This is a genomic window from Ruegeria sp. BB9, from assembly GCF_056539345.1.
Window position 1 is genome coordinate 654,766 of record NZ_JBQFUU010000001.1, and the last position, 26,648, is coordinate 681,413.

Consider the following 26,648-nt stretch of genomic DNA (forward strand, 5'->3'; position numbering starts at 1 on the left):
TTTGTATGGTCTTTTTCTTGTGATTGCTCAGTTATGTACCTGCGGAAATCGATCCGAAAACGCAAAACGCCCCGTCGACAAGGGCGACGGGGCGTTTTGATGGGTTCGCGGAAAATCAGTTGCCGCGCAGCAGGGCCGCGACGCCTGTCCGTGCAACCTCGACAGAGCCCAGCGGGCGCATCAGATCGGCAAATGCATCAATCTTGTCCGGCGCGCCGGTAATTTCGAAGATGAACGAGTTCAACGTGCTGTCCACGACATTGGCCCGGAAAATGTCTGCAAGACGCAACGCCTCGACCCGCTTGTCGCCTTCGCCAACGACCTTGATGATCGCCAGTTCTCGCTCGACTGAGGGGCCTTCGACAGTCAGGTCATGCACGTCATGCACCGGGACAATGCGGCCCAGCTGAGCCTTGATCTGCTCGATCACCTGCGGTGTACCGGTGGTGACGATCGTGATTCGGCTGAGGTGTCCGGTGTGATCGACCTCGGCCACGGTCAGGCTTTCAATGTTGTAGCCGCGCCCCGAGAACAGCCCGATGACCCGGGCTAGAACCCCCGGTTCGTTTTCGACCAGAACAGCGATCGTGTGGCGTTCCTGCACGTCCGAGAAGGTCGGGCGCAGGTTGTAGGCCGAGTGGCGGGTGGAACCTTTTCGGATCTTGAGTGCAGTCATTGGAAGACCTCATCGTTGGCAGAGGAATAGTCTGGCGCCCGCAGCCGTTGAACAACGGCGCCGATGCAGACCAGACAGGAAAGATACAAAAGCGGTGCAAAAAGCAGGCGGATCGAGATGTCGGCTTCGCCGCGGAACAGAAAGGCGAAGAAAGCGGGGGCGGCACCCAACCACATCGCTCCGGCCAGCGCCAGGCCCCATGGGCTGTTCGTCAATACACCTGCGCGCAAGAGGAATAGTCCCGCAGCGGCGATCAGGGCAGATTCGTAGAACCACAGGTATGGGGTGGACAGCATGACCGCCAGCGCAAGCACAGCGGCACGCAGGTCAAAACCGATGCGGGGGCTGCGCCAAGTGATCGTGACCATGATGGCCGCGCAGGCTGTGATCGTCCACTGAACAGCCAAGGCGACAGGCTCGGGTAGCCCAAAACTGGCGAGCGTCGAATAGGGGCTGAGCATTAGATTGTTTTCGACGATGGTTTCACGCACCACCGAAAAGTGGACCGCCATCATGTTGCGCATTTCCAGCCAGTATTCCGGACCGTAGAGCGCGGTCGCCAATCCCGAGATAACCAGGGTCGTGACGCCGGCCGAAATGATGGTCGGCCACGCCCGGCACGCCAGCAAAGCAAAGGGGATCAGGATGCCCAGCTGAGGTTTGAGGGTCAGAAGGCCGATGAAAAAGCCGGCAAGGACCAAACGTTGGTTCTTGAGCGCCGCAAGCGCCGCCAGCAAACCGGCCATCCACAGGGCAGCGGTCTGCCCCATGAACAGGGTCGGCAGTATCGCGGGCGGCAGCGCAAACGCAAACCAGACCGGTGTGATGCCTTCCGCGAACGGCCGGGCTGCGAATATCATCGCAACGATCGACGCGATCGAGAAGACCAGCCAGGCAATGGGGAAGGGAAGGGCGCCCAAGGGTTGCAGCGTTGCAAGAAACGCCGGCGGGTAAGACCAGGGCATCCAGTCATCTTCCTTGATGACGTTGTGCATGGCGGTCAGGCTGTCGACACTGAAGGCCGACAGAGGCTCACCCAGATGGGCCAGACGCCCAGCGGCCCAAAAGACCCGAAAGTCGATCGGAAAGCCGGCGCTGCCATTGGCCGCGATCTCGCTCCAGCTGAGGCCGAGCCAGATGACAAAGACCCCAAGCACCAGCGCCGGGACAAGAATGCCCAACTGCCAGCCGCGACGCCCCGCAAAAATCTGCAGGTTCTCGCGTGGAGTTGTCTGAGTGGGGATGCCGGGCATATTCCGTCCTGTCCTGTGCGCGTCCATCAGGGCCAACAGTTTGGCCCTGTGTCCGCAAGCAATATCAAACCAGCACCGCGCCGCCAGCCTGAATGACACCCTTCGTTTCAGCCTCGCCCAGCAGCATCTCGTTATGGGCCTTGCCCGACGGGATCATGGGGAAGCAGTTCTCGTGCTTTTCGACGAGGCAGTCAAAGATCACCGGACCGTCATAATTGATCATCTCCATGATCGCGTCATCCAGATCGGCGGGGTCTTTGCAGATGATCCCCTTGGCCCCGAAGGCCTCTGCCAGCTTGACGAAATCGGGCAGGGCCTCGGACCAGGAATGCGAATAGCGTTCGCCATGCAGCAGTTCCTGCCACTGGCGCACCATGCCCAGGCGTTCGTTGTTCAGGATGAACTGCTTCACCGGCAGGCGGTATTGGACTGCGGTGCCCATCTCCTGCATGTTCATCAGCCAGCTGGCCTCACCTGCGACGTTGATCACCAGCGCGTCCGGGTGTGCCATCTGCACACCGATCGAAGCCGGGAAGCCATAGCCCATGGTGCCCAGCCCGCCCGAGGTCATCCAGCGGTTGGGGTCTTCGAACCCAAGGAACTGCGCGGCCCACATCTGGTGCTGGCCCACCTCGGTACAGACATAGCGATCGTGATCCTTGGTGAGCGCTTCGAGCCGTTCCAGCGCGTATTGGGGTTTGATCGCCTTTTCGCTGTTGGTGTAGGCAAGGCAGTTGACCTTGCGCCAGTCCGAGATCTGGGATTGCCACTTGGCAATCGCTTCGGTGTTGGTTTTGCGGCCACGCGCCTTCCAGACTTTCAGCACATCTTCCAGAACATGCGCCACGTCCCCCACGATGGGGATGTCCACCCGGATCACCTTGTTGATCGAGGACGGGTCGATGTCGATATGTGCCTTCTTCGACTTGGGCGAGAAGGCGTCGATACGCCCCGTAATCCGATCGTCGAACCGGGCGCCGACATTGATCATCAGATCACAGTCATGCATGGCCATGTTCGCCTCGTACAGGCCGTGCATGCCCAGCATTCCGATCCAGTTCTTGCCCGATGCGGGGTAGGCGCCCAGGCCCATCAGGGTCGACGTGATGGGGAACCCGGTAGCGTCGACCAGCTCGCGCAGCAGTTGGCTGGCAGCGGGGCCTGAGTTGATCACGCCGCCTCCGGTGTAGAACACGGGTCGCTTGGCGGTTTCGATGGCGGCGACCAGTTCGGTGATCTCTTCGATGTCGCCCTTGAGTGCCGGTTGATAATGCGAGGTCGAGGGTTTCGGCGCGGTGTATTTGCCGGTGGCAAACTGGACGTCCTTGGGGATGTCGATCAGCACAGGACCGGGACGACCCGCGGTGGCGACGTGAAACGCCTCGTGCATGGTTTCCGCCAGCGAGTTGGTGTCCTTGACCAGCCAATTGTGCTTGGTGCAGGGTCGGGTGATGCCCACCGTGTCCGCCTCTTGGAACGCGTCCGAGCCGATCATGAAAGTCGGCACCTGTCCGGTCAGAACCACGATCGGTATCGAATCCATCAGCGCGTCGGTCAGGCCGGTCACCGCGTTGGTCGCGCCGGGCCCCGAGGTCACCAGTGCAACACCGGGTTTGCCGGTTGAACGAGCGTAACCCTCGGCCGCATGTATCGCGCCTTGTTCATGCCGCACCAGGATGTGACGGATGTCATTTTGCAGAAAGATCTCGTCATAGATCGGTAGCACGGCGCCGCCGGGGTATCCGAATACCGTGTCCACGCCCTGATCCTTGAGGGCCTGGACCACCATCTTTGCGCCGGTCATCTCACGTGTCATCTGCTTTGCTCCGTTCGCGACATGTGTCTTGCGTTTGACAAAAAAAAGCCCCCGAAGTTTCGGAGGCGCATGGGTTCGATTATGGCTTACCGTTACCGGCCCATGCGCATGGTTCCTACGATTACGACTAGCGTTCTCATCGCCAGAGGCTCCTTTTTGCGTGGAGCAGACATTATGGGCGGCGCGAAGGGGCGTCAACAGGCAATCTGGCCAATTTCCTGACTCTGATGTCGAATTTTGCGACATTTTGTTGCGCAGATTGCCGCATGTCGAGAAATTTCCGGAAATACTGGCCGAGTTTTGCCGAGTTCCCAGCGGTGGTAGAGGTCAGAATGCGTCAGAGCGATGTCTGAAACGGGCATGATGCGGGGTCCGGGCTGGGTCAGGCTGGAGCTGCGAACAAGTCAGGGAGGACGGCATGCTGGTGGATCTGGTGGACCTAGGGCGCTATCCGATAGATCGTCCGAATTCGGCGGCCTATGATCGGTTGATCGATGACATTCGTCGTGACCTCGACAAAGATGGTTGCGCAGTTTTGCCCGGATTTGTTCACGAAGACGGGTTGAGCCAGTTGCTGACCGAAGCCGAAGCCGTCGCGCCGAGCGCGCATCGCAGTTTCAACCGGACCAACGCCTATTTCACCAAGGACGATCCCCGCTTTGGTATCGCCCACCCGATCCGCCGGTTCTATGACCGGTCGAACGCCTTTGTTCCGGCCGACAATTTCCCGTCTACCGGTCCCTTGCGCAGAATCTACGAGTTCGAAGGATTTCTGCCCTTCATGCGCGAAGCGTTGAATGAACCCGCGGATCAGTTCTTTCGCTACGATGATCCATTGGCGGATGTGATCATCAACGTGGTCGAAGAGGGGCAGGGCTTTCCGTGGCATTTCGACACGAACAACTACACGGTTACTCTGGCGATCCAGAATGGCGAGCATGGCGGCGCCTTTGAATACGCGCCGAACCTGCGCACCGCCGAGGAGGAGAACTTTGACAAGGTGGCCTCGGTTCTAGACGGCAATATGGAAATGGTACGCCAGTTGGAGCTCAATCCCGGTGATCTGCAGATCTTTCGGGGGCGCTATTCCTTGCATCGCGTGGCGCCGGTGTCGGGTGCACGGCCGCGCTACGTGGGGATATTCTCCTTTGTCGAGGCCGAAGGTATGTGTGGCGGGGTCGAGCGTACCCGGCAGCTCTATGGCCGTGTGCTGCCGTGTCATCACGACAGGGAGGGGTTGCGAAACGATGAGCTTCTGGACTGACCCGTGCTAGGGTGGAGCAGTCAGATCCTGCCAGGGAGTGCAAGGTGCCACGTATTCTTCAGCTGACCCCTTTTGTCCTGTGTTCCTCGCTGAGCCGGCAAATTGCATTCTACTGCGATCGTCTGGGTTTCGCGTGTGGGTTCACGCAAGACAACTATGCTTTTCTCAGGCTTGGCCCGGTTGCAATTCGCCTGCTGGAATGCCCGCCGCGCGCGGATGGCCTGCCGCTGGGTCACGAGCAATCCTTCTATATCGATGTCGAGGATATAGACGACTTGTATGAAAGCCTGCGTCCCAAACTCGAAGATCTACCCGAAGGGCGGGTTCGTGCGCCATTCGATCAGCCATATCAACAGCGAGAGTTTCACGTTCTGGATGAGGACGGCACGCTGGTCTTTTTCGGCGAGGGAATCCGCTAAAGCGCGGAAGCTGCGCTGATGGCGCGGCCGTCAGAAGGCCACGCCGGTTCCTTGCAAAACGCCATGTTCCAGCGCGTATCGGGTCAGACCGGCAGTTGATGAGATGCCCAGCTTGCGCTTGATGTTTTTGCGATGGGTTTCGACCGTGCGAACCGAGATATCCAGCGCCAGCGCGACTTCCTTGTTCGACTTGCCCTGCGCCAATTCCAGAAGGATCGTCTGTTCACGCCCGGTGAGCGCTTCGCGCGCCGCATCCTCTTTCGGTTCCAGCGATCCGATCGCCCCGGTGCACAAATAGCGCTCTCCACGCATGACCGCGTCTATGGCCTGCTTGATTTCGTCCGTCGGCACATCCTTGAGAACGTAGCCCTTGGCCCCATGGCTCAATGCGGTCGAGATGTATTCCGGGCTGTCATGCATCGACAGAATGAGAATGCGGGTGTCGGGCAACCGTTCGAGGATCAGTTCAGTGGCGCTGAGCCCCCCGAGCCCCGGCATGTTCAGATCCATCAGGATGACATCGGGCTGCAGGCGCGCGGCCTGATCAACCGCGTCACGGCCATTGCCCAACGTGCCGACGACCTTGATGTCGTCAAAGCTCTCGAGGATCGACTGGATGCCCTCGGCGACCATGGGGTGATCGTCGACGATAAGGACTCGGATCGTTTCGGTCATCAGGAACCGGCCTTTCCTTTGGGTGTCGCGTCTTCCTGCGGCGGCAACAGGTGGCTCAGCGGCAGGCTGACTTCGATCACTGTACCACTTTGTGCGCCGCGTGATGACAGGATACGCAGGGACCCGTCAAGCTGTTCTATGCGCTCTTGCATGTTGCGCAGCCCGATCCCGGTGCTGACCCGGCCCGGTCGTGATCGAAGGCCACGGCCGTTGTCGGTGATGCGCATGGTCGCGCCCTTCTTGTGGCCGCGCAGGTCGATCGTGACGCGGGATGCGCCAGAATGGCGTTCGATATTCGTCAGCGCCTCTTGCGCGATACGGTAAAGGGCGATCTTGCTGTCCTGGTCCAGACGATTGCGGAACACGACCGTCGAGAACTCGGTCTCGATCCCGGTCCGTTCGCGGAAATCGTCGGTCAGCGCCTTCAGGGCCGGGCCAAGTCCCAAGTCATCCAGAACGCCGGGCCGCAGATCGCGACTGATGCGGCGCACTTCGGTAATCGCGGTGCCCAGGTTGTCGATGCCCTTGTCCAGCGGCGCACGTGCGCCATCATGATCGCCCTTGGACAAGCGCCGCCGGGCATTGTCCAGCGCATAGCGCACCCCGACCAGGATCTGGCTGATCCCGTCATGCAGCTCACGCGCCACCCGGCCGCGCTCTTCTTCCTGCGCGTCGATGACCCGCTTGGTCAGTTCTTTCAGCTTGGCATCCGCGAGCCGGCGTTCGCGGATGTTCAACAGCATCCCCGAGGCGAAGACGATCAGAACCGCCGCCAGAACGATGCCGCCGATGTACAGGAACGTGCGTTGCACCCGCGCTTCGACCTCGGCGCGGGCATTTGCAACGGTGGCCACGATGTCGTCGATGAATACACCAGTGCCCACGGCCCAGCGCCAATCCTGCAGGCCGACGACATAGGCGATCATCATCGCCTCTTCCCCGGTCGAGGGCTTCTGCCACATGAAACTGTGCCATCCGGCACCCTGCCGGGCCAGGCGGATGAACTCGTCGACCACCGGAACACCCTCGCTGTCCGTCAGGCCCTCCCAGTTCTGATTGATGAACTCGGTCTGGCGCGGGCTGACAAGGTTGTTGCCGTCATAATCATATACGAAGAAGAACCCGTCCTTTCCGTAAATCATCGCCGACAGGATCTGGGTCACCAGATTCTGGGCGACCTTGTCATCCGGAGACGCGCGTCCGTAGATATAAGCGAACCCGTTTCGGGCCTGTGTCACGTAATTGCGCAGCTCTTCCTTCTTGGCCTCGATCAGCCGACGCTCCAACGCCTTGATCTCGCGTTCAGCCGTCGCGCGGGATTCGTAGGCCACCATGACCGCGATCGCGGCCACGGCCACGACCAGCGGAATGGCCGCCACCAGCGACAGCTTCTGAGCGTAGGTCAGTGAAAGCAGAGCGCGGAGTTTCCCCATGGTCGAATCGATACGCAAGCGGGGGTGAAATTGCAAAGAGATTGGGCATTCCGGTGTTCGAAACGCCCAGGACTGGCGGTTTGCGGGTCAAAATGAGCCCCTCAATTGAGCGTTCCGCAGAAAAAACCATCTGATCTACGTAGTAATAGGTATTCCTTTTCAAACGGCCTTCATTAGGGTGACGCTACCGTAAACGACTGGCTCGGGCGCTGCCCGAGTCGTGACTATGAAGGGGAGGATTACTCTTATGGATCGTCGTAAGTTTCTAAAGACGTCGGCACTGGGCGGCTCGGCCGCAGCGGCAACCGCACTGGCGGCACCCGCCTATGCGCAGGGCAAGCGCACGCTGACCATGGTTACCTCGTGGGGCCGCGGTCTGGCTGGCGTGTTCGACAGCGCGCAGCGTTGCGCCGACAGCATCACCGCAATGTCCGACGGCAACCTGACCGTTGACATCAAGGCCGCGGGCGAGCTGGTGGGTGCGTTCGAAGTGTTCGACGCCGTCTCGTCGGGTCAGGCTGACATGTATCACGCCGCTGACTATTACTTTGTCGGTCAGCACCCGGGCTACGCGTTCTTCACGGCCGTTCCGTTCGGCATGACCGCGCAGGAACTGGTGAACTGGTACTATTTCGATGGCGGCATGGAGCTGCATGACGAACTGGGCCAGATCTTCGGCCTGAAATCGTTCCTGGCAGGCAACACCGGTGCGCAGGCCGGCGGCTGGTACTCGAAAGAGATCAACAGCCCCGAAGACTTCAACGGCCTGAAGTTCCGTATGCCGGGTCTGGGCGGCAAGGCTCTGGGCAAACTGGGCGCATCGGTTCAGAACATTCCGGGTTCGGAAGTGTACCAGGCGCTGTCCTCGGGTGCCATCGACGGCACCGAGTGGATCGGTCCCTGGGCCGACGAAAAGGCTGGTTTCCAGGAGATCACCAAGATCTACTACACCGCCGGTTTCCACGAGCCGGGCGCAGGCCTGTCGCTGGCCACCAACCGCGACGTGTTCGAAAGCCTCTCGCCGGCGCACCAGAAGATCATCGAAATCGCTGCCGGCGAAGCGCACCAGTGGAACCTGGCACAGTTCCTGGCCAACAACGGCGCGGCGCTGCAGCGTCTGCAGGCCGGTGGCGTAAAGGTCATGGAATTCCCCGACAGTGTCTGGGATGCCTTCGGACAAGCCAGCCAGGAAGTTCTGGCCGAGAACATGAGCGACGAGCTGTTCAAGAAGATCCACGACAGCGCGATGGCATCGATGAAAGCCTCGTCGTCGTGGCTGAACATGTCGTCGGGCGTCTACACCGCGCAGCGCGACCGCGTTCTAGGCTAACTGGCCGTCTAGCAATCAAACGGTTTCCCCGCCACGTGCGGGGAAACCGTTCCTGTTGCAGATGCGCGGATCGCACGGTTTTCCGCTATAATCAGCGTCGCAACCAACGGGACCTGGGGACATTATGCAGGACGAAAACGGTATCTCGTTCTTCGGCGCCCTGTGGAACGGACTGGTCTGGTTCGTTCAGAGCATCGCCGAAGCCTTTTATAATTTCGGATACGCCATCACGCATCCGCAGCTGTGGCTGAACTGGTCGGACAAAGAAGCAATCATGCGCTTTGTCTACTACGGCGGGTCGGTCGAGTTCTTTTTCGTGGTCTTCACGATCTTCCTCGTGCTGACCGCGATCGGGCTTTACTTCCGTGGCTTCATGTGGGGCATGGTGCGCGTTCTGGAAGGGTTCGCCAACACGACCGGGCGTTTCTTTGCCTGGGCGGGCCTGCTGATGGTGATCCAGCAAATCGTCATCGTATTCATGCAGCGCGTGTTCGCGCGGCCTGACATGGCGTTTGGTCTGGGTATCCCGTTCCAGATGGATATCAGCTGGTACGCCGAAGAGCTGAAGCTGTACAACGCGCTCGTCGTCTGCCTGTGCTGCACCTACACCTTCGTGCAGGGCGGCCACGTCCGCGTGGACCTCGTTTATGCCGGCATTTCACACCGGGCCAAGCGTGTGGTCGACATGCTGGGCTCGATCCTTTTCATGATGCCCATCGCCGTGCTGACCTGGATGTATGGCTGGTACTTCATGTGGCGTCACCTGATCGTGCCGAAGCCCTCGGCCAGCGACACGCTGGACCGGCTGGTGATGAAATCCCGCGCGCTGCGTTGGAACGTCGAAACCATCGGCTTCAGCCCCAACGGCTTCAATGCCTACTTCCTGTTCAAGATCCTGCTTGTGGCCTTTGCCGCGATGGTGTTCCTGCACGCGATCGCGTTCTTCTACCGGTCCTATCTCGAATATGTCGAAGGCCCGGAAAGCGCTGGAAAATACCTCGACAAGGACAGCCTTGGTGAGGGTGAAGAAGCCTACGAAGGCACACATTAAGGACGGAGACCAAGACAATGCTATTCGGACTTGATGGCGTCGAGATAGGCCTCATTATCGTATTCCTCTGCCTGTTTGGCGGGATTCTCAGCGGCTTTCCGGTGGCGTTTGCCATCGGCGGGGCCGGTATCATCTCTTTCGGGATCATCGCCGCGCTGGACAGCGCCGGGTTGCTGATCCACCAGGCGATCGACACAAGCTCGCAAGCCTATCGGGACATCGTGAATTCGGGTGTGAAACCCGATGTGATATCCGTGTTCCGATACCCGGACCTGCCAAGGATCGCCGAGCCGGTCTTTGTTCAGGGTTGGGAAACCGCGTTGGACCGCAACGTGTCCTTCATCGTGAACCGTATCAACGAACGGGTTCTGGCCGGTCAGTCGATCGAGACTCTGCTGGCGGTGCTGATGTTCGTGCTGATGGGCATCACGCTGGAACGCTCGAAAATCGCCAACGATCTGCTGACCACGATGGCGCGCGTCTTTGGCCCGTTGCCGGGCGGTCTGGCGGTGTCGATCGTGGTTGTGGGGGCATTCCTTGCGGCCTCGACCGGTATCGTGGGCGCGACCGTGGTGACGATGGGCCTGCTGGCCCTGCCGACCATGCTGCGCAACAACTACTCGCCAGAGCTGGCGACGGGTGTGATCGCGGCCTCGGGCACGCTGGGGCAGATCATTCCGCCCTCGATCGTGATCGTTCTGCTGGGCACGCTGGCGGGTGACCTGTATTCGACGGCGCAGGAGACTCGCGCGGTCGAAGCGGGCTGTACCGACGCGCTGACCTATCTGGGCGAGCCGGCCGTGGTTTCGGTTGGTACGCTGTTCCAGGCGGCGCTGCTGCCGGGGATCATGCTGGCGCTGCTCTATGCGCTTTATGCCTTTGGCTACGCGCTACTCAACCCGCACAAGGCACCTGCGGTCGAACTGTCAGGCGGCAGCGGCGAGCCGATCACCCGCTCGGAAGGCCTGACCTGGCTTCTGGGTGCCCCTGTCGCTCTGATCGTGGGCGCGGTGCTGCTGGGCAACCTGGGCGCCATCGGCAGCCAAAATATCACGGTTTCGGGCTTCTCGGATATCGGTGAGGCAGCCACGCTGCGCACCAACGTGTCCGAAGAGTGCAAGGCCTCGATGATCGAACTGCATGGTCAGGAGGCCTGGGACATGGCCGTGGCCGAGCAGGAAGCCATCGACGCTGCCGGCGGAGTGTCCGAGTCGCAGCGACTGAGCGAGGAAGAACTGGCCGCAGCGCGTGAAGCCAAGATCGCCGCCGCGGCTCCGATCGGCACCGGTGTTGCGGTGATTGTCGTGCTGCTGGGTCTGACGCTGGTGATGGGCCGGGGCATTGCGCCGTCGCAATCGCCGCAGCCGTTGATCGTGGGGGGGATCGGGCTTGTCTTGATGCTGCTGGTCGATGTGCTGCTGATCGCGCCGACCACCTCGTCGGGGGCCACGTTCCTGCTGTTGGCAGTGCCGTTCGCGCTGGCCATGTATGGCTGCAAAGCCGCGGCGGCGCGCTGTGCCACCAATGATCTGATCCGCGTGGTTTTCCCGCCGCTGGTTCTGATCATCGCGGTTCTAGGCTCGATCCTGGGTGGTGTGACCAACCCGACGCCGGCTGCGGCGCTGGGGGCAGGCGGCGCTATCATGCTGGCGGCCTATCGCAAGCTGCAGGATCAGGGGCGATCCGGAAAGGTGATCATCTGGTCGACCTTCGCGGTCGTCATCTGCCTGTTGATGGGCGTGAACTTCGATCTGCGCGTCAACCAGGGTGGCGTGACCGTGGAAAGCTGGATCGCGTTCATCCTGGCCTACGCCGCGTATCTGTACGCGCTGTTCGGGCTGCTGTTCGCGTGCTGGGTGCTGTTCACCAGCGGTGTTCTGACTCCGGTGGTGCGGGAAACCGCCAAGGTGACCTCGATGGTCTTCACCATCCTGATCGGCTCGCAGCTGCTAAACCTGGTGGTGATCTCGTTCGGCGGCGAACACTATATCCAGCAGTTCCTCAAAAGCTTTGACAACGAGTTCACGGTCTTCCTGATCGTGATGTTGGTGCTGTTCATCCTGGGCTTTGTGCTGGACTTCCTCGAGATCATCTACATCGTGATCCCGATCGTGGGTCCGGTGATCTATGGCGGGTCGTTCGACCCGAAATGGGTGACGATCATGGTGGCGGTGAACCTGCAGACCTCGTTCTTGACGCCGCCATTTGGCTTCGCGCTTTTCTATCTGCGCGGCGTGGCGCCCAAAGAGGTGACGACGGGCCATATCTATCGCGGAATCATCCCCTTCGTGCTGATCCAGGTGGTGGGCATCGGAATCCTGTGGTTCTTCCCGTCGATCGTGACCATCGTGCCGGACCTGATCCCGAACTGATCGGTGATGGCGTTATCAAATTGAAAAGGGGGCCGCGAGGCCCCCTTTGCTTTGGTCCCAGCTGACGCCGGTTGTCAGGTGAACTGGATCAGGTCCCAACGGTTCCCGAACGGATCCTGCCAGACGGCAACGATGCCATAGGGTTCGTCGCGTGGCTCTTCCTCGAACCGGACCCCGTTGGCCAGCATGTCTGCGTGATCGCGGGCGAAATCATCGGTTCTGAGGAAAAACCCGACACGACCACCGGTCTGATTACCGATTGCGGCCCGTTGGCTGTCTCCGTCAGCCTTGGCCAACAGCAGAGCAGCCCCATCGCTGCCTGGGGGCGCAACCAAAACCCATCGTTTGCCTTCGCCAAGATCGATGTCCTGGGTCAGCCGGAACCGAAGCGTCTCGGTGTAGAACGCGATCGCGTCATCATAGTCCGGCACCACCAGGGTGACGGCGTGCAAACCTTGCTGCATCAGAATTCAACCTTTGGTGGGGTGGCGATCGGGAAGTTGGATATTCGCGACCTGCTCGGCAATCGGAGCGGTCGAAAGCGGGTGATGCGTTGAATCGGTGAACGCCTCCGGAACGTCCACACGCTGCCACCCGCCTTTCACATAGACCTCGAGCCCTGCGAATTTCACCTTGTAGCCCATCTTGGGGCTGCCGGGGACCCAATAGCCCAGATAAACATAGGGCAGTCCGGCCTCGCGCGCGATGTCGATATGATCGAGGATCATATAGGTTCCCAGCGAGCTTTGCGGCTGGTTCGGGTCATAGAACGAATAGACCATGCTCAGCCCGTCATCCAGAACATCGGTCAGGCTGACGGCGATCAGGTTTCCGGTTTTGGGGTCGGCATATTCAACGACGCGGCTGCGGATCGGAGTCTCTTCGATCATCGCGGCGAATTCGAACACGTCCATATCCGCCATGCCGCCATCGGCGTGCCGGGTGTCCAGGTACCGCCGAAACAGTTCGTACTGGTCGTCGGTGGCCCAAGGCGAGGTCGCGCGTCGCTGAAGATGCGCATTGCGCCGCGCCGCGCGTTTCTGGCTTTTGGTCGGAGAAAAGGCCGAGACGTCGATCCGGGCCGACAGGCAGGCCGCACAATCGGTGCAGGAGGGCCTGTACAGGACGTTTTGAGACCGGCGAAAACCCTGCTGCGACAGAGAGTTGTTCAGCTGATCCGCGCCTTCGCCCTGCAGGGCGGTGAACAGCTTACGCTCGATCCTGCCCTCAAGATAAGGGCAGGGCTGTGGTGCAGTCACATAGAACTGCGGCGCAATCGGCAGCGTGTGTCGCATGAAGGCCCCGTGTTTCCTCGGGGTCGATGATAGCAACCGTTTCTGGGGTCGCCAAGTCCCAGAAACGGGCCGTGTCAGGCGCGCTGGTTCAGCATCACGGTGCCGAGGAATGCATCGGTCAGGCCCTGGTTGCGGGCACTGGTCAGCATCATGATCACCGAGATGATCTGCAGGATCGGAAACGCCATGCTGACAAAGTATCCGGCTGTATGTGCGACTGCCTTGCCGGTATCCATGCGTTCGCCAAACGCGTCGCGCAGCTCGATCCCCATAAAGCGCATGCCCAGCGTGGCAGACCCGTTTGCGATGGTGACGACACGGTAGATGAAACTGACGACCGCATAGATCAGCGCGATGACGAACAGGCCCATGCCGAAGGTCAGCAGAATGGCAACCGTACACAGCAGCGAAATGAAGGCGATATCGAACAGCCACGCGAAGAAGCGTTTGATCGCCACGGATTTGTAGAAGTCCGGCTGACGATCCGGGTCGGGCAGATGAGACATGAAGGAATTTCCGGTCGGTTGTTGAGGTTTGCCCTGTCCCACAGAGAGGGGCAGGGCGGTAGGGTATTAGGCGGTTTCGTCCTTGTCGTCCGCCGTATTCTCCTGAGCGCGTTCGTTCATGAACTGGTCGAACTCGGCCTTGTCCTTGGCTTCGCGCAGGCGGTGCAGGAAGGCTTCGAAATCCTGTTGTTCCCGTTCCAGGCGGGCCAGCGTGTCGGCCTTGTAGGCGTCGAACGCACTGTTGCCCGAGGGCTTCATCGCGCTCATGTGACTGTGCCAGGAATGGCGGCGGCTGCAGGATTTGCTGAACATGCGTTTGCTCCAGATCATATAGGCCAGAAGGGCCAGGCCGACGGGCCAGAAGAAGATGAAACCAAGGACCATGGCAGCGATCCAGGCGCCTTTGCCCTTGTCGTCAAGCCAGGCCTCTGCACGGTGCAACCATCCCGGGTTGCGGGGGACGGCGTGTTCGGACAATGCGGTCATTTGGGCTCTCCAGGTTGATGTAAATTGTGTTCACATTGATCTAGATGGGGTGGCCCGGCCCGGATGCAAGGGGCGATGTGAAAAAGATTTACATTTAGGGGCCCGGTTGACGACGGTTCTGATCCTGCGCAACGTGCGGGCATGAACACGCACAACGACAAGCCCGCCCCGACACTTGAAGAAATCCTGAACCTGGAGCAGCAGGTCTGGACCGCTTTGGTCGAGGGTGATGCGCAGGCGGACCGGGCGTTGCTGAGCGCCGATTTTCTGGGCGTCTACCCATCCGGTTTCGCCAATCGCGAGGATCATGTGGGTCAGTTCGCAGACAGCCCGACCATGGAGTCATATGAGTTGAGCGCGGCGCAACTGCGCGTTCTGACCGCGGATATCGTCCTGTTGTCCTACCGGGCGGACTATCGGCGGCCCGGTGCGTCCGCGCGCGAGGCGATGCTGATCTCTTCGTTGTGGGAACGCCGGGATGATGGCTGGATCAATACCTTCAGCCAGGACACTCTGGTCGACGTTAACTGACCGGAATTCGCCCATGACCGACATTTTCACCATCCGCCGCGCCCCGCGTCCCTACGATCCCGAACTGGGGCGAGAGGCCTGCGCCGCAGTGCCGGATCTGACCGCTGATCAGTCCGAACTGGTGACCGGTGCCGCAGGCAGCAGCCCGTACCTCAAGAGCCTGATCGACCGTGAGCGCAATTGGCTGGCCCCGGCGCTGGATCGGCCACAGCACGCCCTTGCGCAGATCATGGAGGACGCGCGCGCGTTGGCTCCTGACCAGTTGAAACCGGGCCTGAGGCAGGCCAAGCATCGGCTTGCCTTGCTGACGGCCCTGGCCGACCTGTCCGGAGCCTGGAACCTCGAGCAAGTCACGACGGCACTGACCGACTTTGCGGCGCTTGCCGTCGACATCGCTACCAAGGCAGAGATCGCGGCGCTGATCCGGCGCAAGAAGCTGCCCGGCATGACCGAAGACGACGTCGAGACCGCCGCCGGGATGGTGATCCTGGCGATGGGCAAGATGGGCGCGCACGAACTGAACTACAGCTCGGATATCGACCTGATCGTGCTGTTCGACGAAACCCGGTACGATCCGGATGATTTCTATGAGGCGCGGCAGGGCATGGTGCGGGCCACGCGCAATTTCTGCGCCACGCTCAGTGACAAGACGGCCGATGGGTACGTGTTCCGCACCGATCTGCGCCTGCGCCCCGATCCTGCGGTTACTCCCGTCTGCATGGCGACCGAGGCGGCCGAGCGCTATTACGAAAGCCTGGGCCGCACATGGGAGCGTGCCGCCTATATCAAGGCCCGCCCTTGCGCCGGCGACATCGCCGCCGGGCAGCGGTTTCTGGAAACCCTGCGGCCCTTTGTCTGGCGCCGCCATCTGGATTTCGCCGCCATCCAGGACGCTCACGACATGCGCCTGCGCATCCGCGAGAACAAGGGCACCGGGGGGGCTCTGACGATCCCCGGCCATGACATGAAGCTGGGGCAGGGCGGCATTCGCGAAATCGAGTTCTTTACCCAGACGCGGCAGTTGATTGCCGGGGGCCGCGACCCCGACCTGCGCGTGCGCGGCACGGTGCCGGGACTGGCCGCGCTGGCAGCCAAGGACTGGGTACCGCAGGACGTGGCCGACAAGTTGACCGACCATTACCGCGCACATCGCGAGGTCGAGCACCGCATCCAGATGGTGCATGACGCGCAGACCCACAAGGTGCCGCAGTCGTCCGACGGGATCGAGCGCATCGCCTGCCTGATGGGCACCACCAGCGCCGACCTGACAGCCGATCTGACACGCCGCCTGACCGAGGTGCACGAGCTGACCGAGGGCTTTTTCGCGCCCGGCGCCGGCCCCGCGCCGACCGCAGCGCCCCCGGTCGAGTTCGACGCCGGCGTTCTGGCCCGGTGGACAACCTATCCCGCGCTGCGTTCGCAACGGGGCGCGCGCATTTTCGAGCGGCTCAAACCCGAATTGCTGGCCCGGCTGGCCAAGACCGCCCGTCCCGACGAGGCGCTGCTGGCGCTGGATGGGTTTCTGGCCGGATTGCCCGCTGGTGTGCAGCTGTTTTCGCTGTTCGAAGCCAACCCGCATCTGATCGACCTGCTGGTCGACATCGTCGGAACCTCGCATGCACTGGCCGCGCACCTGTCGCGCAATGCCCAGGTGTTCGACGCGGTGATCGGTGGCAGCTTCTTTGCCGATTGGCCCGGTCAGTCCGCCTTGCAGGCTGAACTGTCCCACGCGTTGGCGGCTGAGTCGGACTATGAAACGCAGCTGGATCTGGCGCGGCGCTGGTGCAAGGAATGGCATTTCCGTATCGGTGTGCACCACCTGCGCGGTCTGATCGACGGGTTGCAGGCGGGGCGGCAATACGCGGACCTCGCGCAGGTTGTCATCGCCGCGATCTTACCCTGCGTAGAGCGGCAGTTTTCGCAGAAGCACGGCTTCCCCCCAGGGCGTGGCGCTGTGGTGCTGGGCATGGGATCGTTGGGGGCCGCTCGGCTGAACTCGCAATCCGATCTGGACATGATAGTGATCTACGACCCGCAAGCGGTGGACATGTCCGACGGCCCCAAGCCACTGGCCACGCGCACCTACTATGCGCGCTTTACACAGGCGCTGATTACCGCCCTGTCGGCACCGATGGCGCAGGGACGATTGTACGAGGTCGACATGCGACTGCGGCCGTCCGGCAATCAGGGGCCAGTCGCCACAAGCTGGGCCAGCTTCACTCATTACCAACAGGAGGAAGCCTGGGTTTGGGAGCATCTGGCCTTGACCCGCGCGCGTGCAGTTGCAGGCAACACGGATCTGGCAGACGATTTCGAAGCTTTCCGAATGCAGTTCCTGTCTCGCCCGCGCGACAAGGATCAGGCCCTGCGCGAAGTGTCCGACATGCGCGCACGCCTCGCGGCCGCGAAATCTCCCGCCGGTGTCTGGGATGTCAAGAACGGCCCCGGCCGTCTGCTGGATATCGAACTGATGGCCGAAACCGGCGCACTGTTGTCCGGAGCGCCACAGCGCGACGTCGACTCGGGCTTGGACGGAGCGGTCGCTGCGGGTCTTTTGGATGTCGCTCAGGCGCAGGTGTTGAAGGACGCATATGACCTATGCTGGTCGGTGCAATGCGCGGCGCGGCTACTGTCTGGCAAGGTGATCGAGGCCGACAAGATCGGGCAGGGGGGCACGGCCTTTCTGTGCCGGGCGACCGGGTTCGAGCAGGTCGAACAGTTACAGTCCGCCTTGCAGGACAGCTATGCCGCCGCAGCCGAAGTGATCGGCGCGGTGATCGAGGAGAGTGCGGATGGCGCGCAGTGACGACCCGAACGACCCCAAGGGCCTGATCCGCGAGGCCTATCGCATCGACGGAATCACGCTGCCCGAGTGCCGCAGCATCTTTCTGGATTGGGCGCTCAGCCTGCCGGAGGGGCGCGACCAGAAACAGGCGCTGACCGTGCTGCACGCCGCCTATGCCGCACAGGATGCCGACCACCCCATGACACAGGTTCTGCGCGAAGGGCTGGACACCGCGCAGACTCCGCGCCGGCGCGGCGGTTGGCGGGCGCGCCAACGCTGACGGATCGCCGGAGGGGCTTTTCTGCCCGCGCAATCGCGACTATGAGGGCGCCATGACCCATGCCGACATGCCCGACCGCCCCAGAATCCGTTTGAAACCCAAAGCCAATGCGCGCGGTCTGCGCCACGGCTTTCCCTGGGTCTATGCCAATGACATCGTCACCGACCGGCGCACCCGCAAGATCGCGCCGGGTGCGCTGGCCGTGCTTGAGGATGACAAACGCGCCCCGATCGCGTTGGTGGCAGTGAACCCGGATTCCAAGATCATGTGCCGGGTGCTGGATCGTGACCTGTCGGCACAGCTGGACGCCGGGTGGTTCGAAACCCGCCTGCGCCGGGCACTCGACCTGCGCGAACGGCTGTTCGATGCGCCCTTCTACCGGCTGGTCCATGCCGAGGCCGACGGTTTTCCCGGTGTCATCATCGACCGCTTTGGCGATGCCTGCGTGATCCAGCCCAACGCCGCCTGGGCCGAGGCGCATCTGGACCTTCTGACCGACGCGCTGGTCTCGGTGACGGGGGTGACGACCGTGCTCAAGAACGCCTCGGGCCGCACCCGCGGGCTGGAAGGTCTGGATGACGTGAACCAGACACTGCGCGGCACCGCGCCCGATGCTCCGTTGCCCGTCCCGATGAATGGCGCGACCTACATGGCCGACCTGACCGGGGGCCAGAAAACCGGGCTGTTCTACGACCAGCGCCCCAACCACGCTTTTGCCGCCCGGCTGACGGGCCCCGGCGCGCATGTGCTGGACGTGTTCAGCCACGTGGGCGGATTTGGCCTGGCCATGCTGGCCGGTGGGGCAGATCATGCGCTGTCGGTCGATGGCTCGGCCGCCGCGTTGACTCTGGCCGAGCAGGGCGCCGCCGCATCGGACTTCGGTGACCGCTTTGAAACCCGACAGGGCGATGCCTTCGACGTTCTGACCCAGCTGGGTGAGGAGGGTGCGCAGTTCGACGTGGTCATCTGCGATCCGCCGGCCTTTGCGCCGTCGAAACAGGCGCTGGATGCCGGGCTGCGGGCCTATGAGCGGATCGCCCGCCTGGCCGCGCCGCTTGTCAAACCGGGGGGGTATCTGGGCCTGTGTTCCTGCTCGCATGCCGCCGACCTGACCCGCTTTCGCGAGGCCTGTGCCCGCGGTATCGGTCGGGCCGGGCGTCAGGCGCAGATGATCCACACCGGCTTTGCCGGACCCGACCATCCGCAACTGCCGCAGTTGGCCGAGAGCGGCTATCTGAAATCCGTGTTCTACCGGCTGTGAAGGCGGTTCTTGACACCTGCGTCATCTATCCGACGGTGATGCGCGAGATGCTGCTGGGCGTGGCCACGCGGGGCCATTTCACCCCGCTCTGGTCGGCTCGCATCCTCGAGGAATGGGCCCGCGCCGCCCGCAAACTCGGACCCGAGGGCGAGGCGCAGGCCCGGGCCGAAATCGCGCTGGTGCAGGCACATTGGCCGCAGGCCGAACGCCCCGAGGCACCCGGCCTCGAACAGCGACTCTGGCTGCCCGATCCGGCCGACACCCATGTGCTGGCCACCGCGGTCGCCGCTTCGGCCGACACGATCATCACCGTGAATGCCAAAGACTTTCCAAGGAATATTCTGGCGGAAGAGGGCCTTGCGCGTATCGACCCCGACAGCTTCCTTCACGGCATCTGGCAGAGTGACCCGAGCAGTGTCGAAGAGATGGCTCAATCGGTCCTGACCGAAGCCAACCGTCTGTCGGGCGACAGATGGACTCTGCGCGCATTGATGAAAAAAGCCCGCCTGCCGCGTCTCGGCAAGGCTTTGGCGGCCTGACCTCTTCCCCTGGCTCCAAATATCGCGAGAGTGTGGCCTCTCGCACTCTGACCCTCAGCCACGCTCCCAACGTTGTTCAAGGGCCTCCAGCGCGGCAATCCGCTCGTCCGTCTTGGGATGGCTCATCAGCCAGGCCGGAACCACGCCCGCCCGCTGCTGGGTCAGATCCTCAAGCTTGTGAAACAGGGATTTCTGCGGCCCGATCCCGATTCCGGCCTTGGTCAGCAGGGCGGCTGCGTATTCGTCCGCCTCGTATTCGTCTGCCCGCGACAGGCGCGAGGCCAGCAGCGCGGTCAGCGCATTTGCGATCCACGCGCCGATGAAGGGAATGAACCGGTTGAGCAGCATCATCAGCGCTGCCCGCATCGCGTTCTGACCGGAAAAATCGATCATCCGCCGCCGGGCGTGGCCCAGCGCAACATGCCCCAGCTCGTGCGCGATGACGCTGGCCATCTCCTCGGCCGAAACCTCGCCGTTGCGGAACTTGCGATAGAAACCACGGGTGATGAAGATGCGCCCGTCCGGTGCGGCCAGCCCGTTCACCGGGTCGATTTCGTAAATATAGACCGGCACGCGCGCCACATCCAAGGCGGCGGCCAAGCGGTCGGTCATGCGTTTCAATTCGGGATCGGCCAGCTCGGTCGACTTCGCATCCAGCTCGCGATGCGTGCGCCAGACGGAAATCCGATACATCACAATGGCATAGGCGATCGCCAGCAGAATTGGGGTCAGACGCAACATATCTCAGATATGGGCGGATCGGGATGCGGGGGCAAGTCGTTCCTCATCACTTTCGGGCAACATGGGCGACTTGGGGCAGTTCATGAGACGGAAATCGCGCGGCGTCAGATCGCAAATTCCATATTTCAAAGGTTGAAATGAAGGCAAAAGCCTTCTAGGGCACGGCGCACGCTGTGCGAGCGCGCGCTATGCAAGAGGGACAAATGGCCAACAATGATTTAGAAGCCCGGCACCTTGAAACACTGGATCGTGACCTGCGTCGGTTTTCCCGCCTCGAGGTTGCAACGGCGCAGGTCGGGCGGCCGTTCGTCGGATCGGGCATCGCGTTCGTGTTCATCGTGATCGCCGGGATCACGGCTGCTTTGTTGTTCGGACAGGCCAGCAACACGATGATCGTCGTGATCGCGGCCATGTTCGGAGCCTACATGGCGCTGAACATCGGGGCGAACGATGTGGCCAACAACATGGCCCCGGCAGTGGGCGCGAACACGCTGACCATGGGCGGCGCCATCGCGATTGCCGCAATTTTCGAAAGCGCCGGCGCGCTGATCGCGGGTGGAGACGTGGTCTCGACCATCGCCAAAGGCATCATCAATACCGAAAGCATGGGAACGGCAACCGTCTTCATCTGGGCCATGATGGCCGCACTGTTGTCTGCCGCGCTCTGGATCAACCTGGCCACCTGGGTCGGCGCTCCGGTCTCGACCACGCATTCGGTCGTGGGGGGCGTCATGGGGGCAGGGATCGCGGCGGCGGGGTTCGGCGCGGTCAGCTGGGTCAAGATGAGCCAGATCGCAGCAAGCTGGGTCATCTCGCCGCTTCTGGGTGGCATCATCGCCGCCGGGTTCCTGTGGTTCATCAAGGCACGGATCATCTATCAGGATGACAAGATCGCCGCGGCGCGCAAATGGGTTCCGGTTCTGGTCGGCATCATGGCCGGGGCGTTCGCCTCGTACCTTGCGCTGAAAGGCCTGAAACATCTGTTCAAGATCAACCTGCAGACGGCGCTGGTGATCGGCCTGGTCAGCGGAGTGCTGATCTGGATGGTGACAATTCCTGTCATTCGCCGTCAGGCCGAAGGGCTGGAGAACCGCAACAAGTCGCTGAAGATCCTGTTCGGCATCCCGCTGATCATTTCAGCGGCGCTGCTCAGCTTTGCGCATGGGGCCAATGACGTGGCCAATGCCGTCGGGCCTCTGGCCGCGATCGTTCAGGCTTCGGCGGTAGGTGATTTCACTCATGCGGTGAGCATTCCGCCCTGGGTCATGATCATCGGCGCCTTCGGCATTTCGTTCGGTCTGTTCCTGTTTGGGCCCAAGCTGATCCGGGTGGTCGGCAGCCAGATCACCAAGCTGAACCCGATGCGCGCCTATTGCGTGGCGCTGTCGGCGGCGATCACCGTGATCGTGGCCAGCTGGCTTGGCCTGCCGGTCAGTTCGACCCACATCGCCGTTGGCGCGGTGTTCGGCGTCGGGTTCTTCCGGGAATGGGACGCCGAGCGACGCCTGATCAAGGCGCGCGGTGCCGTGCCGGAACGCCCGGTGCTCGCCCCCGAAGAGCGCCGCCGCCGCAAGCTGGTACGCCGGTCGCATTTCCTGACGATCATCGCGGCCTGGGTGATCACCGTGCCCGCGGCGGCCTTGTTGTCGGGGCTGCTGTTCCTGGGAATTCAGGCAATCGCGGGATAAAACCAAAGCCGGGCTGGCGCTATCGCGTCAGCTCGCGCATGCCGCGTTCCAGCCCGGCCAGCGTCATCGGCACCATCCGGTCTTCGAAGATCTCGCGGATCATGCCGATGGAATGGGTGTATTCCCAGTATTTCTCGGGCACCGGGTTGATCCACAGGTTCGACGTCCACTGTTCGCGCGCGCGTTGCAGCCAGACCTGGCCGGCCTCGGCGTTCCAGTGCTCGTTGGCGCCGCCGGGATAGGCGATCTCGTAGGGCGACATCGACGCGTCACCCACGAAGATGCACTTGTAGTCGGGGCCGTAGGTCCGCAGCACCTCATGCGTCGGGGTCTGCGCATCCCACCGGCGGCGGTTGTCGCGCCAGACGCCTTCGTACAGGCAGTTGTGGAAATAGAAATATTCCAGGTGCTTGAACTCGGCCCGCGCGGCCGAGAACAATTCCTCGACCACCTTGATATGCGGGTCCATCGAGCCGCCAACATCGAGAAACAGCAGCACCTTGACCGCATTGTGCCGTTCGGGCCGGGTCTTGACGTCCAGGTATCCATGCTCGGCCGTGGCGCGGATGGTACCGTCGAGGTCCAGCTCTTCGGCGGCGCCCTCGCGGGCCCAGCGGCGCAGGCGTTTCAAGGCGACCTTGATGTTGCGGGTGCCCAGTTCGACCGTGTCGTCCAGATTGCGGAACTCGCGCTTGTCCCAGACCTTGACTGCGCGCTGGTGGCGGCTTTCCTTCTGGCCGATACGCACGCCCTCGGGGTTGTAGCCATAGGCGCCGAAGGGCGAGGTGCCTGCCGTTCCGATCCACTTGTTGCCGCCCTGGTGGCGGCCTTGCTGATCCTTCAGCCGTTCGCGCAGCGTCTCCATCAGCTTGTCGAATCCGCCAAGTGCCTCGATCTCGGCCTTTTCCTCGTCTGACAGGTGCTTCTCGGCCATCTTGGCCAGCCAGTCGGCCGGAATGTCCACGGCCTCGAGCACCTGATCCATGGTGATCTCGGACAGCCCCTCGAAGCTGGCGGCAAAGGCGCGGTCGAACTTGTCGATGTTGCGCTCGTCCTTCACCATCGAGACACGGGCGAGGTAGTAGAACGCCTCGATGTCGTAGGTGGCCAGCCCCTTCTTCATCCCCTCCAGAAAGGTCAGGTATTCCCGCAACGAGACGGGGATGCCGGCTTTTCTGAGGTTTTCGAAAAAGGGGATGAACATCGGCTCAGCCTATCACCCGCACCAGAACAAGCGAAATGGCCAGTCCCGCCAATGCAAATGCAATGCCGTAGCCGGCCGCATATTGGGCGATATCGGCGCCGCTGCCTTTGCGTTTTCGTGCCGTCAGCGCGCCCAGAGCCGCTCCCAGGACCGCCATTCCCACAACCACTAGCATGTGTTCGTCATCCGCCTTTTGCGATGTTACGGGGGCCCCAGCGCGACGTCCTGCATCAACGAGCCGACCACCAATTCCGAGCCAAACCCGTAGCGCGCCCACCCCAGACTGTCCAGCCTGACGGAGCGTGCCTGTTCGGGTTTGCCGGCCTGCTTCAGGGCCTCGGCCTTCAGCAGCAGCAGCGTCGCCAGCATCGAGGCGTTTTCGGCCCGCGTCATCGTCGCTATGGCCCGGTCGAGGTCCGGCAGAGCTTCGGGGCCGCGCCCCTGCGTCAGGGCATAGGCCGCCGTTTGAACTGTGATATGCGCGCGCTGAAGCTCGGTTCCGGGGGTCGCGCGCAGGTATTGCATGGCGATGGCGTATTCGCGCTGCGCTTCCTCGGGGGCGTCGAATTCACCCAGGCGGGCCTTCAGATAATGGGGGTGCGCCCGGCGGTGATCGGTCCAACCTTGCTCTCGGCCGATCCGCATCGCGCGGTCGATGGCCCGCATTTGCCGCGGCGAGGCCCGGCCCTTGCCGACCGCCAGTTGCACGGCGTCGATCCATTCGCGCGGGGTTTCCGAGATTGGCTGGACGGGCAGATTGGCGCCGCGCGGGTTCAGGCGGGCGATGACCCCGGGTATGACCTGCGCCACCTGTTCCCGGGTCATTCCGGTCTGTAGTTCCGGCGCATAGGTCGCGCGCAGGATCAGCATGTCGAACCCGGTCAGGACAGTGTGAAAATTATCGTCGTTGAAGACCGAATCCGGCAGGCGGTACATGTCGTTCAGAGGCCCGATCGCCTGTGCAAGTTCTTCGTGAAGGCAATCCCGCATTTCCTGGGGGCTGACATCGTTGGGAATGAAGATGGCCAGCCGCTCGCGGCTGCGCAGCGCGCGCCAACTGCTTTTGGTCTTGCGCTTGTCGCGATTGTATTCCTCGAGGCTGGACGCGTTGGGCACGACGAAACACGCGGCTTGCGGCAGCAGCCGCTGAATCTGGCGCTGGGTCACTGCTTCGATCGTGATGTTGGCTGGCCCATCGTTGACCTGGCGGATGTCGATCCGGGCTTCGCGCTGCAGTCTGGTCAGCAGACGCGTCAGGTCGGATTGCATCGTGGGGGCAGGGGCGCCCGTCAGCCGAACTGTGATCGGACCCTCGAACCGCGTAAACACGGGCAGGGCAGTGCCGCTTTCCAGCGAGAAATGCAGGTCCACAAAATCTGCCGCGATGTTCGTATTTGACCGGGCCGGCGGGAAAGGACGTGGCGAGCCGAAAGTCTGAGTCACCGGTGCTGCGGCCTCGGTCACCTTGATTTCATCGGGCAACTCAATCCGGTCGACTGAACTGCATCCGGTAAGGACAAAGCCAAGAAATATGCCGGCCAGACGTTTCATGGACGCCGATACTTGAGGAAAGGCGTCAGTTGGCCGACGCGGTCATAAAGCTGGCGCGCCGTGTGGTTGAACTCCTGCGTCAGCCAATAGACATCGGGCGCGCCTTTTCGGTCGGCTTCGGCATAGACGGCCTCGATCAACGCCCGACCGACACCGGTACCGCGTACATGCGGGCTGGCATAGAGATCCTGCAGATAGCAGACGTTTTCGATCTTCCAGGCATGGCGATGAAACAGGAAGTGGGTCAGCCCGATCAATTCGCCGTCCAACTCGGCCACTAGGCATGAAAAGTCCTGCGGATCATCCCCCAGCAGGCGCGCAAACGTGCTGTCGTAGACCTCGTCGGGCAATACCGTTTCGTAGAATTCAAGATACGCCCGCCACAACAAGTCCCAGCTCGGCCGGTCTTCGGGCTTGAGGGGACGAATGCGCGGCGCTTGGGTCAATTCGGGTGGTCCTGCTCTACAGCGTGCTCGGTGTCGTGTTCTTTGATCTTTGTTGCAGCAATGCTGGCATCAGGCTTGCCGCAAGGCAAGCCGTGATCACCAAGTATTCATGAATGGGCGGGCTTCAGCGCTTGGCGCGCGCCATGAAGGCCAGCCGTTCGAACAGATGCACGTCCTGCTCGTTCTTCAGCAGGGCGCCGTGCAGCTTGGGCAGGGCATTGACCCCGTCGCGCTTCAGGTCTTCGGCATCCAGATCCTCGGCCAGGAGCAGCTTGAGCCAGTCCAGCACCTCGGAGGTCGAGGGTTTTTTCTTCAGCCCCTGCGTCTCGCGGATCTCGTAGAACTGGGTCAGGGCGGTGGTCAGCAACGCCTCTTTGATGCCGGGGTGATGCACTTCGACGATGCGGCGCATCGTGGCTTCGTCGGGGAAACGGATATAGTGGAAGAAACAGCGGCGCAGGAAGGCGTCTGGCAGTTCCTTTTCATTGTTCGAGGTGATGATCACGATGGGGCGGTGTTTGGCCCGGATCGTTTCGCCGGTCTCGTAAACATGGAACTCCATCTTGTCGAGTTCCTGCAGCAGGTCGTTGGGGAACTCGATATCGGCCTTGTCGATCTCGTCGATCAGCAGCACGACCTTTTCATCGGCGTCGAAGGCCTGCCACAGCTTGCCCTTCTTGATGTAGTTGCGGACGTCGTTCACGCGCTCGTCGCCCAGCTGGCTGTCGCGCAGACGGCTGACTGCGTCATATTCGTAGAGACCCTGCTGCGCGCGGGTGGTCGACTTGACGTTCCACTCGATCATCTTGAGACCCAGCGCGCCGGCGACCTGTTTGGCCAGTTCGGTTTTGCCCGTGCCGGGTTCACCCTTGACCAGCAGCGGTCGTTCCAGCGTGACGGCTGCGTTTACGGCAATGGTCAGGTCGTCGGTGGCAACGTATTCGGCTGTGCCTTTGAAACGTGCGGTCATGGGGCCCTCGTATGATGGTCGCAGCAACAGGAGACGGGAACCGGGTTACCTAGGGCGGGGCCGAATGACAAGCCGG

At 61.9% G+C, this 26,648-nt stretch carries 26 protein-coding genes; 11 read left to right on the forward strand and 15 right to left on the reverse strand.

The annotated features are described in order from the left end of the window. Positions 1-115 precede the first annotated feature (115 nt). The 3 genes from ilvN to ACR0FC_RS03290 form a co-directional block, all read right to left on the reverse strand. Complete coding sequence (gene ilvN / locus ACR0FC_RS03280; protein ID WP_093962354.1) at positions 116-676, reverse strand: acetolactate synthase small subunit; 561 nt, start codon at positions 674-676, stop codon at positions 116-118. Next, positions 673-1,929, reverse strand: coding sequence for a glycosyltransferase family 87 protein (locus ACR0FC_RS03285; protein ID WP_170338164.1), 1,257 nt, complete (start codon positions 1,927-1,929; stop codon positions 673-675). Before ACR0FC_RS03285 ends, ilvN begins: the two co-directional genes overlap by 4 nt. Positions 1,930-1,993: 64 nt before the next feature. Next, positions 1,994-3,745: an acetolactate synthase 3 large subunit gene (locus ACR0FC_RS03290; RefSeq protein WP_170338165.1), complete on the reverse strand. Its 1,752-nt coding sequence runs from the start codon at positions 3,743-3,745 to the stop codon at positions 1,994-1,996. Between the two features lie 418 nt (positions 3,746-4,163). On the opposite strand from ACR0FC_RS03290, the gene ACR0FC_RS03295 reads away from it, so the two are divergent. Both ACR0FC_RS03295 and ACR0FC_RS03300 read left to right on the forward strand, forming a co-directional pair. Continuing rightward, positions 4,164-5,009 (forward strand): HalD/BesD family halogenase, encoded by an 846-nt coding sequence (locus ACR0FC_RS03295; protein WP_170338167.1) that lies wholly within the window; start codon positions 4,164-4,166, stop codon positions 5,007-5,009. A 44-nt stretch (positions 5,010-5,053) separates the two neighbouring features. Then, the gene (locus tag ACR0FC_RS03300; RefSeq protein ID WP_170338169.1) at positions 5,054-5,428 is read left to right on the forward strand and encodes a bleomycin resistance protein; all 375 of its coding nucleotides are present in this window, start codon (positions 5,054-5,056) and stop codon (positions 5,426-5,428) included. Between the two features lie 30 nt (positions 5,429-5,458). On the opposite strand, the gene ACR0FC_RS03305 is transcribed toward ACR0FC_RS03300, so the two are convergent. Together ACR0FC_RS03305 and ACR0FC_RS03310 are read right to left on the reverse strand one after the other, a co-directional pair. Then, a complete protein-coding gene (locus tag ACR0FC_RS03305) occupies positions 5,459-6,103 on the reverse strand; it encodes a response regulator transcription factor (protein ID WP_170338171.1) in 645 nt (214 codons plus the stop codon). Then, positions 6,103-7,536, reverse strand: coding sequence for a cache domain-containing protein (locus ACR0FC_RS03310; RefSeq protein WP_170338173.1), 1,434 nt, complete (start codon positions 7,534-7,536; stop codon positions 6,103-6,105). The genes ACR0FC_RS03305 and ACR0FC_RS03310 overlap by 1 nt, the downstream gene beginning before the upstream one ends. 247 nt (positions 7,537-7,783) lie before the next feature. Here ACR0FC_RS03310 and ACR0FC_RS03315 point away from each other — a divergent pair, with 247 nt between their 5' ends. The 3 genes from ACR0FC_RS03315 to ACR0FC_RS03325 all read left to right on the forward strand — a co-directional run bounded on the left by ACR0FC_RS03315 (position 7,784) and on the right by ACR0FC_RS03325 (position 12,289). Then, a complete protein-coding gene (locus tag ACR0FC_RS03315) occupies positions 7,784-8,866 on the forward strand; it encodes a TRAP transporter substrate-binding protein (protein WP_170338175.1) in 1,083 nt (360 codons plus the stop codon). 124 nt (positions 8,867-8,990) lie between these two features. Continuing rightward, complete coding sequence (locus ACR0FC_RS03320) at positions 8,991-9,917, forward strand: TRAP transporter small permease subunit (RefSeq protein ID WP_170338177.1); 927 nt, start codon at positions 8,991-8,993, stop codon at positions 9,915-9,917. Positions 9,918-9,934: 17 nt separating this feature from the next. Further along, positions 9,935-12,289 (forward strand): TRAP transporter large permease subunit, encoded by a 2,355-nt coding sequence (locus ACR0FC_RS03325; protein WP_170338179.1) that lies wholly within the window; start codon positions 9,935-9,937, stop codon positions 12,287-12,289. A gap of 74 nt (positions 12,290-12,363) precedes the next feature. On the opposite strand, the gene ACR0FC_RS03330 is transcribed toward ACR0FC_RS03325, so the two are convergent. The 4 genes from ACR0FC_RS03330 to ACR0FC_RS03345 all read right to left on the reverse strand — a co-directional run bounded on the left by ACR0FC_RS03330 (position 12,364) and on the right by ACR0FC_RS03345 (position 14,576). Beyond that, a complete protein-coding gene (locus ACR0FC_RS03330) occupies positions 12,364-12,753 on the reverse strand; it encodes a VOC family protein (RefSeq protein WP_170338181.1) in 390 nt (129 codons plus the stop codon). A gap of 6 nt (positions 12,754-12,759) precedes the next feature. After that, positions 12,760-13,584 carry an arginyltransferase gene (locus tag ACR0FC_RS03335; RefSeq protein WP_170338183.1) on the reverse strand — a complete coding sequence of 275 codons (825 nt, stop codon included), beginning with the start codon at positions 13,582-13,584 and terminating at the stop codon, positions 12,760-12,762. Positions 13,585-13,658: 74 nt separating this feature from the next. Next, a complete protein-coding gene (locus ACR0FC_RS03340; protein ID WP_093962341.1) occupies positions 13,659-14,090 on the reverse strand; it encodes an RDD family protein in 432 nt (143 codons plus the stop codon). Between the two features lie 66 nt (positions 14,091-14,156). Next, complete coding sequence (locus ACR0FC_RS03345) at positions 14,157-14,576, reverse strand: DUF2852 domain-containing protein (RefSeq protein WP_170338185.1); 420 nt, start codon at positions 14,574-14,576, stop codon at positions 14,157-14,159. Between the two features lie 141 nt (positions 14,577-14,717). On the opposite strand from ACR0FC_RS03345, the gene ACR0FC_RS03350 reads away from it, so the two are divergent. The 5 genes from ACR0FC_RS03350 to ACR0FC_RS03370 are packed head-to-tail and all read left to right on the forward strand — an operon-like array spanning position 14,718 to position 19,972. Continuing rightward, complete coding sequence (locus ACR0FC_RS03350) at positions 14,718-15,107, forward strand: nuclear transport factor 2 family protein (RefSeq protein ID WP_170338187.1); 390 nt, start codon at positions 14,718-14,720, stop codon at positions 15,105-15,107. A gap of 13 nt (positions 15,108-15,120) precedes the next feature. Then, complete coding sequence (locus ACR0FC_RS03355) at positions 15,121-17,913, forward strand: [protein-PII] uridylyltransferase family protein (RefSeq protein ID WP_170338189.1); 2,793 nt, start codon at positions 15,121-15,123, stop codon at positions 17,911-17,913. Continuing rightward, complete coding sequence (locus ACR0FC_RS03360; RefSeq protein ID WP_170338191.1) at positions 17,900-18,172, forward strand: hypothetical protein; 273 nt, start codon at positions 17,900-17,902, stop codon at positions 18,170-18,172. Before ACR0FC_RS03355 ends, ACR0FC_RS03360 begins: the two co-directional genes overlap by 14 nt. A 52-nt stretch (positions 18,173-18,224) precedes the next feature. After that, a complete protein-coding gene (locus ACR0FC_RS03365; RefSeq protein ID WP_170338192.1) occupies positions 18,225-19,433 on the forward strand; it encodes an RSP_2647 family RNA methyltransferase in 1,209 nt (402 codons plus the stop codon). Then, the gene (locus ACR0FC_RS03370; RefSeq protein WP_170338194.1) at positions 19,430-19,972 is read left to right on the forward strand and encodes an RSP_2648 family PIN domain-containing protein; all 543 of its coding nucleotides are present in this window, start codon (positions 19,430-19,432) and stop codon (positions 19,970-19,972) included. The genes ACR0FC_RS03365 and ACR0FC_RS03370 overlap by 4 nt, the downstream gene beginning before the upstream one ends. Positions 19,973-20,026: 54 nt before the next feature. On the opposite strand, the gene ACR0FC_RS03375 is transcribed toward ACR0FC_RS03370, so the two are convergent. Next, entirely contained in the window at positions 20,027-20,713 is a 687-nt protein-coding gene (locus ACR0FC_RS03375; protein WP_093962334.1) for a M48 family metallopeptidase, read from the reverse strand. A 203-nt stretch (positions 20,714-20,916) separates the two neighbouring features. Between ACR0FC_RS03375 and ACR0FC_RS03380 the strand changes: the two genes are divergently transcribed. Further along, positions 20,917-22,401, forward strand: a complete 1,485-nt coding sequence (locus ACR0FC_RS03380; protein WP_093962333.1) for an inorganic phosphate transporter — start codon at positions 20,917-20,919, stop codon at positions 22,399-22,401. Positions 22,402-22,420: 19 nt separating this feature from the next. Here ACR0FC_RS03380 and ACR0FC_RS03385 read toward each other — a convergent pair whose 3' ends face one another. The 5 genes from ACR0FC_RS03385 to ACR0FC_RS03405 all read right to left on the reverse strand — a co-directional run bounded on the left by ACR0FC_RS03385 (position 22,421) and on the right by ACR0FC_RS03405 (position 26,572). After that, positions 22,421-23,605, reverse strand: coding sequence for a vWA domain-containing protein (locus ACR0FC_RS03385; RefSeq protein ID WP_170338196.1), 1,185 nt, complete (start codon positions 23,603-23,605; stop codon positions 22,421-22,423). A 4-nt stretch (positions 23,606-23,609) separates the two neighbouring features. Then, complete coding sequence (locus ACR0FC_RS03390; RefSeq protein WP_170338198.1) at positions 23,610-23,780, reverse strand: hypothetical protein; 171 nt, start codon at positions 23,778-23,780, stop codon at positions 23,610-23,612. A 26-nt stretch (positions 23,781-23,806) separates the two neighbouring features. Then, positions 23,807-25,156 carry a DUF2927 domain-containing protein gene (locus tag ACR0FC_RS03395; protein WP_170338200.1) on the reverse strand — a complete coding sequence of 450 codons (1,350 nt, stop codon included), beginning with the start codon at positions 25,154-25,156 and terminating at the stop codon, positions 23,807-23,809. Continuing rightward, complete coding sequence (locus ACR0FC_RS03400) at positions 25,153-25,602, reverse strand: GNAT family N-acetyltransferase (protein ID WP_170338202.1); 450 nt, start codon at positions 25,600-25,602, stop codon at positions 25,153-25,155. The genes ACR0FC_RS03395 and ACR0FC_RS03400 overlap by 4 nt, the downstream gene beginning before the upstream one ends. 124 nt (positions 25,603-25,726) lie before the next feature. Next, entirely contained in the window at positions 25,727-26,572 is an 846-nt protein-coding gene (locus tag ACR0FC_RS03405) for an AAA family ATPase (RefSeq protein WP_170338204.1), read from the reverse strand. Between the last annotated feature and the right edge of the window lie 76 nt (positions 26,573-26,648).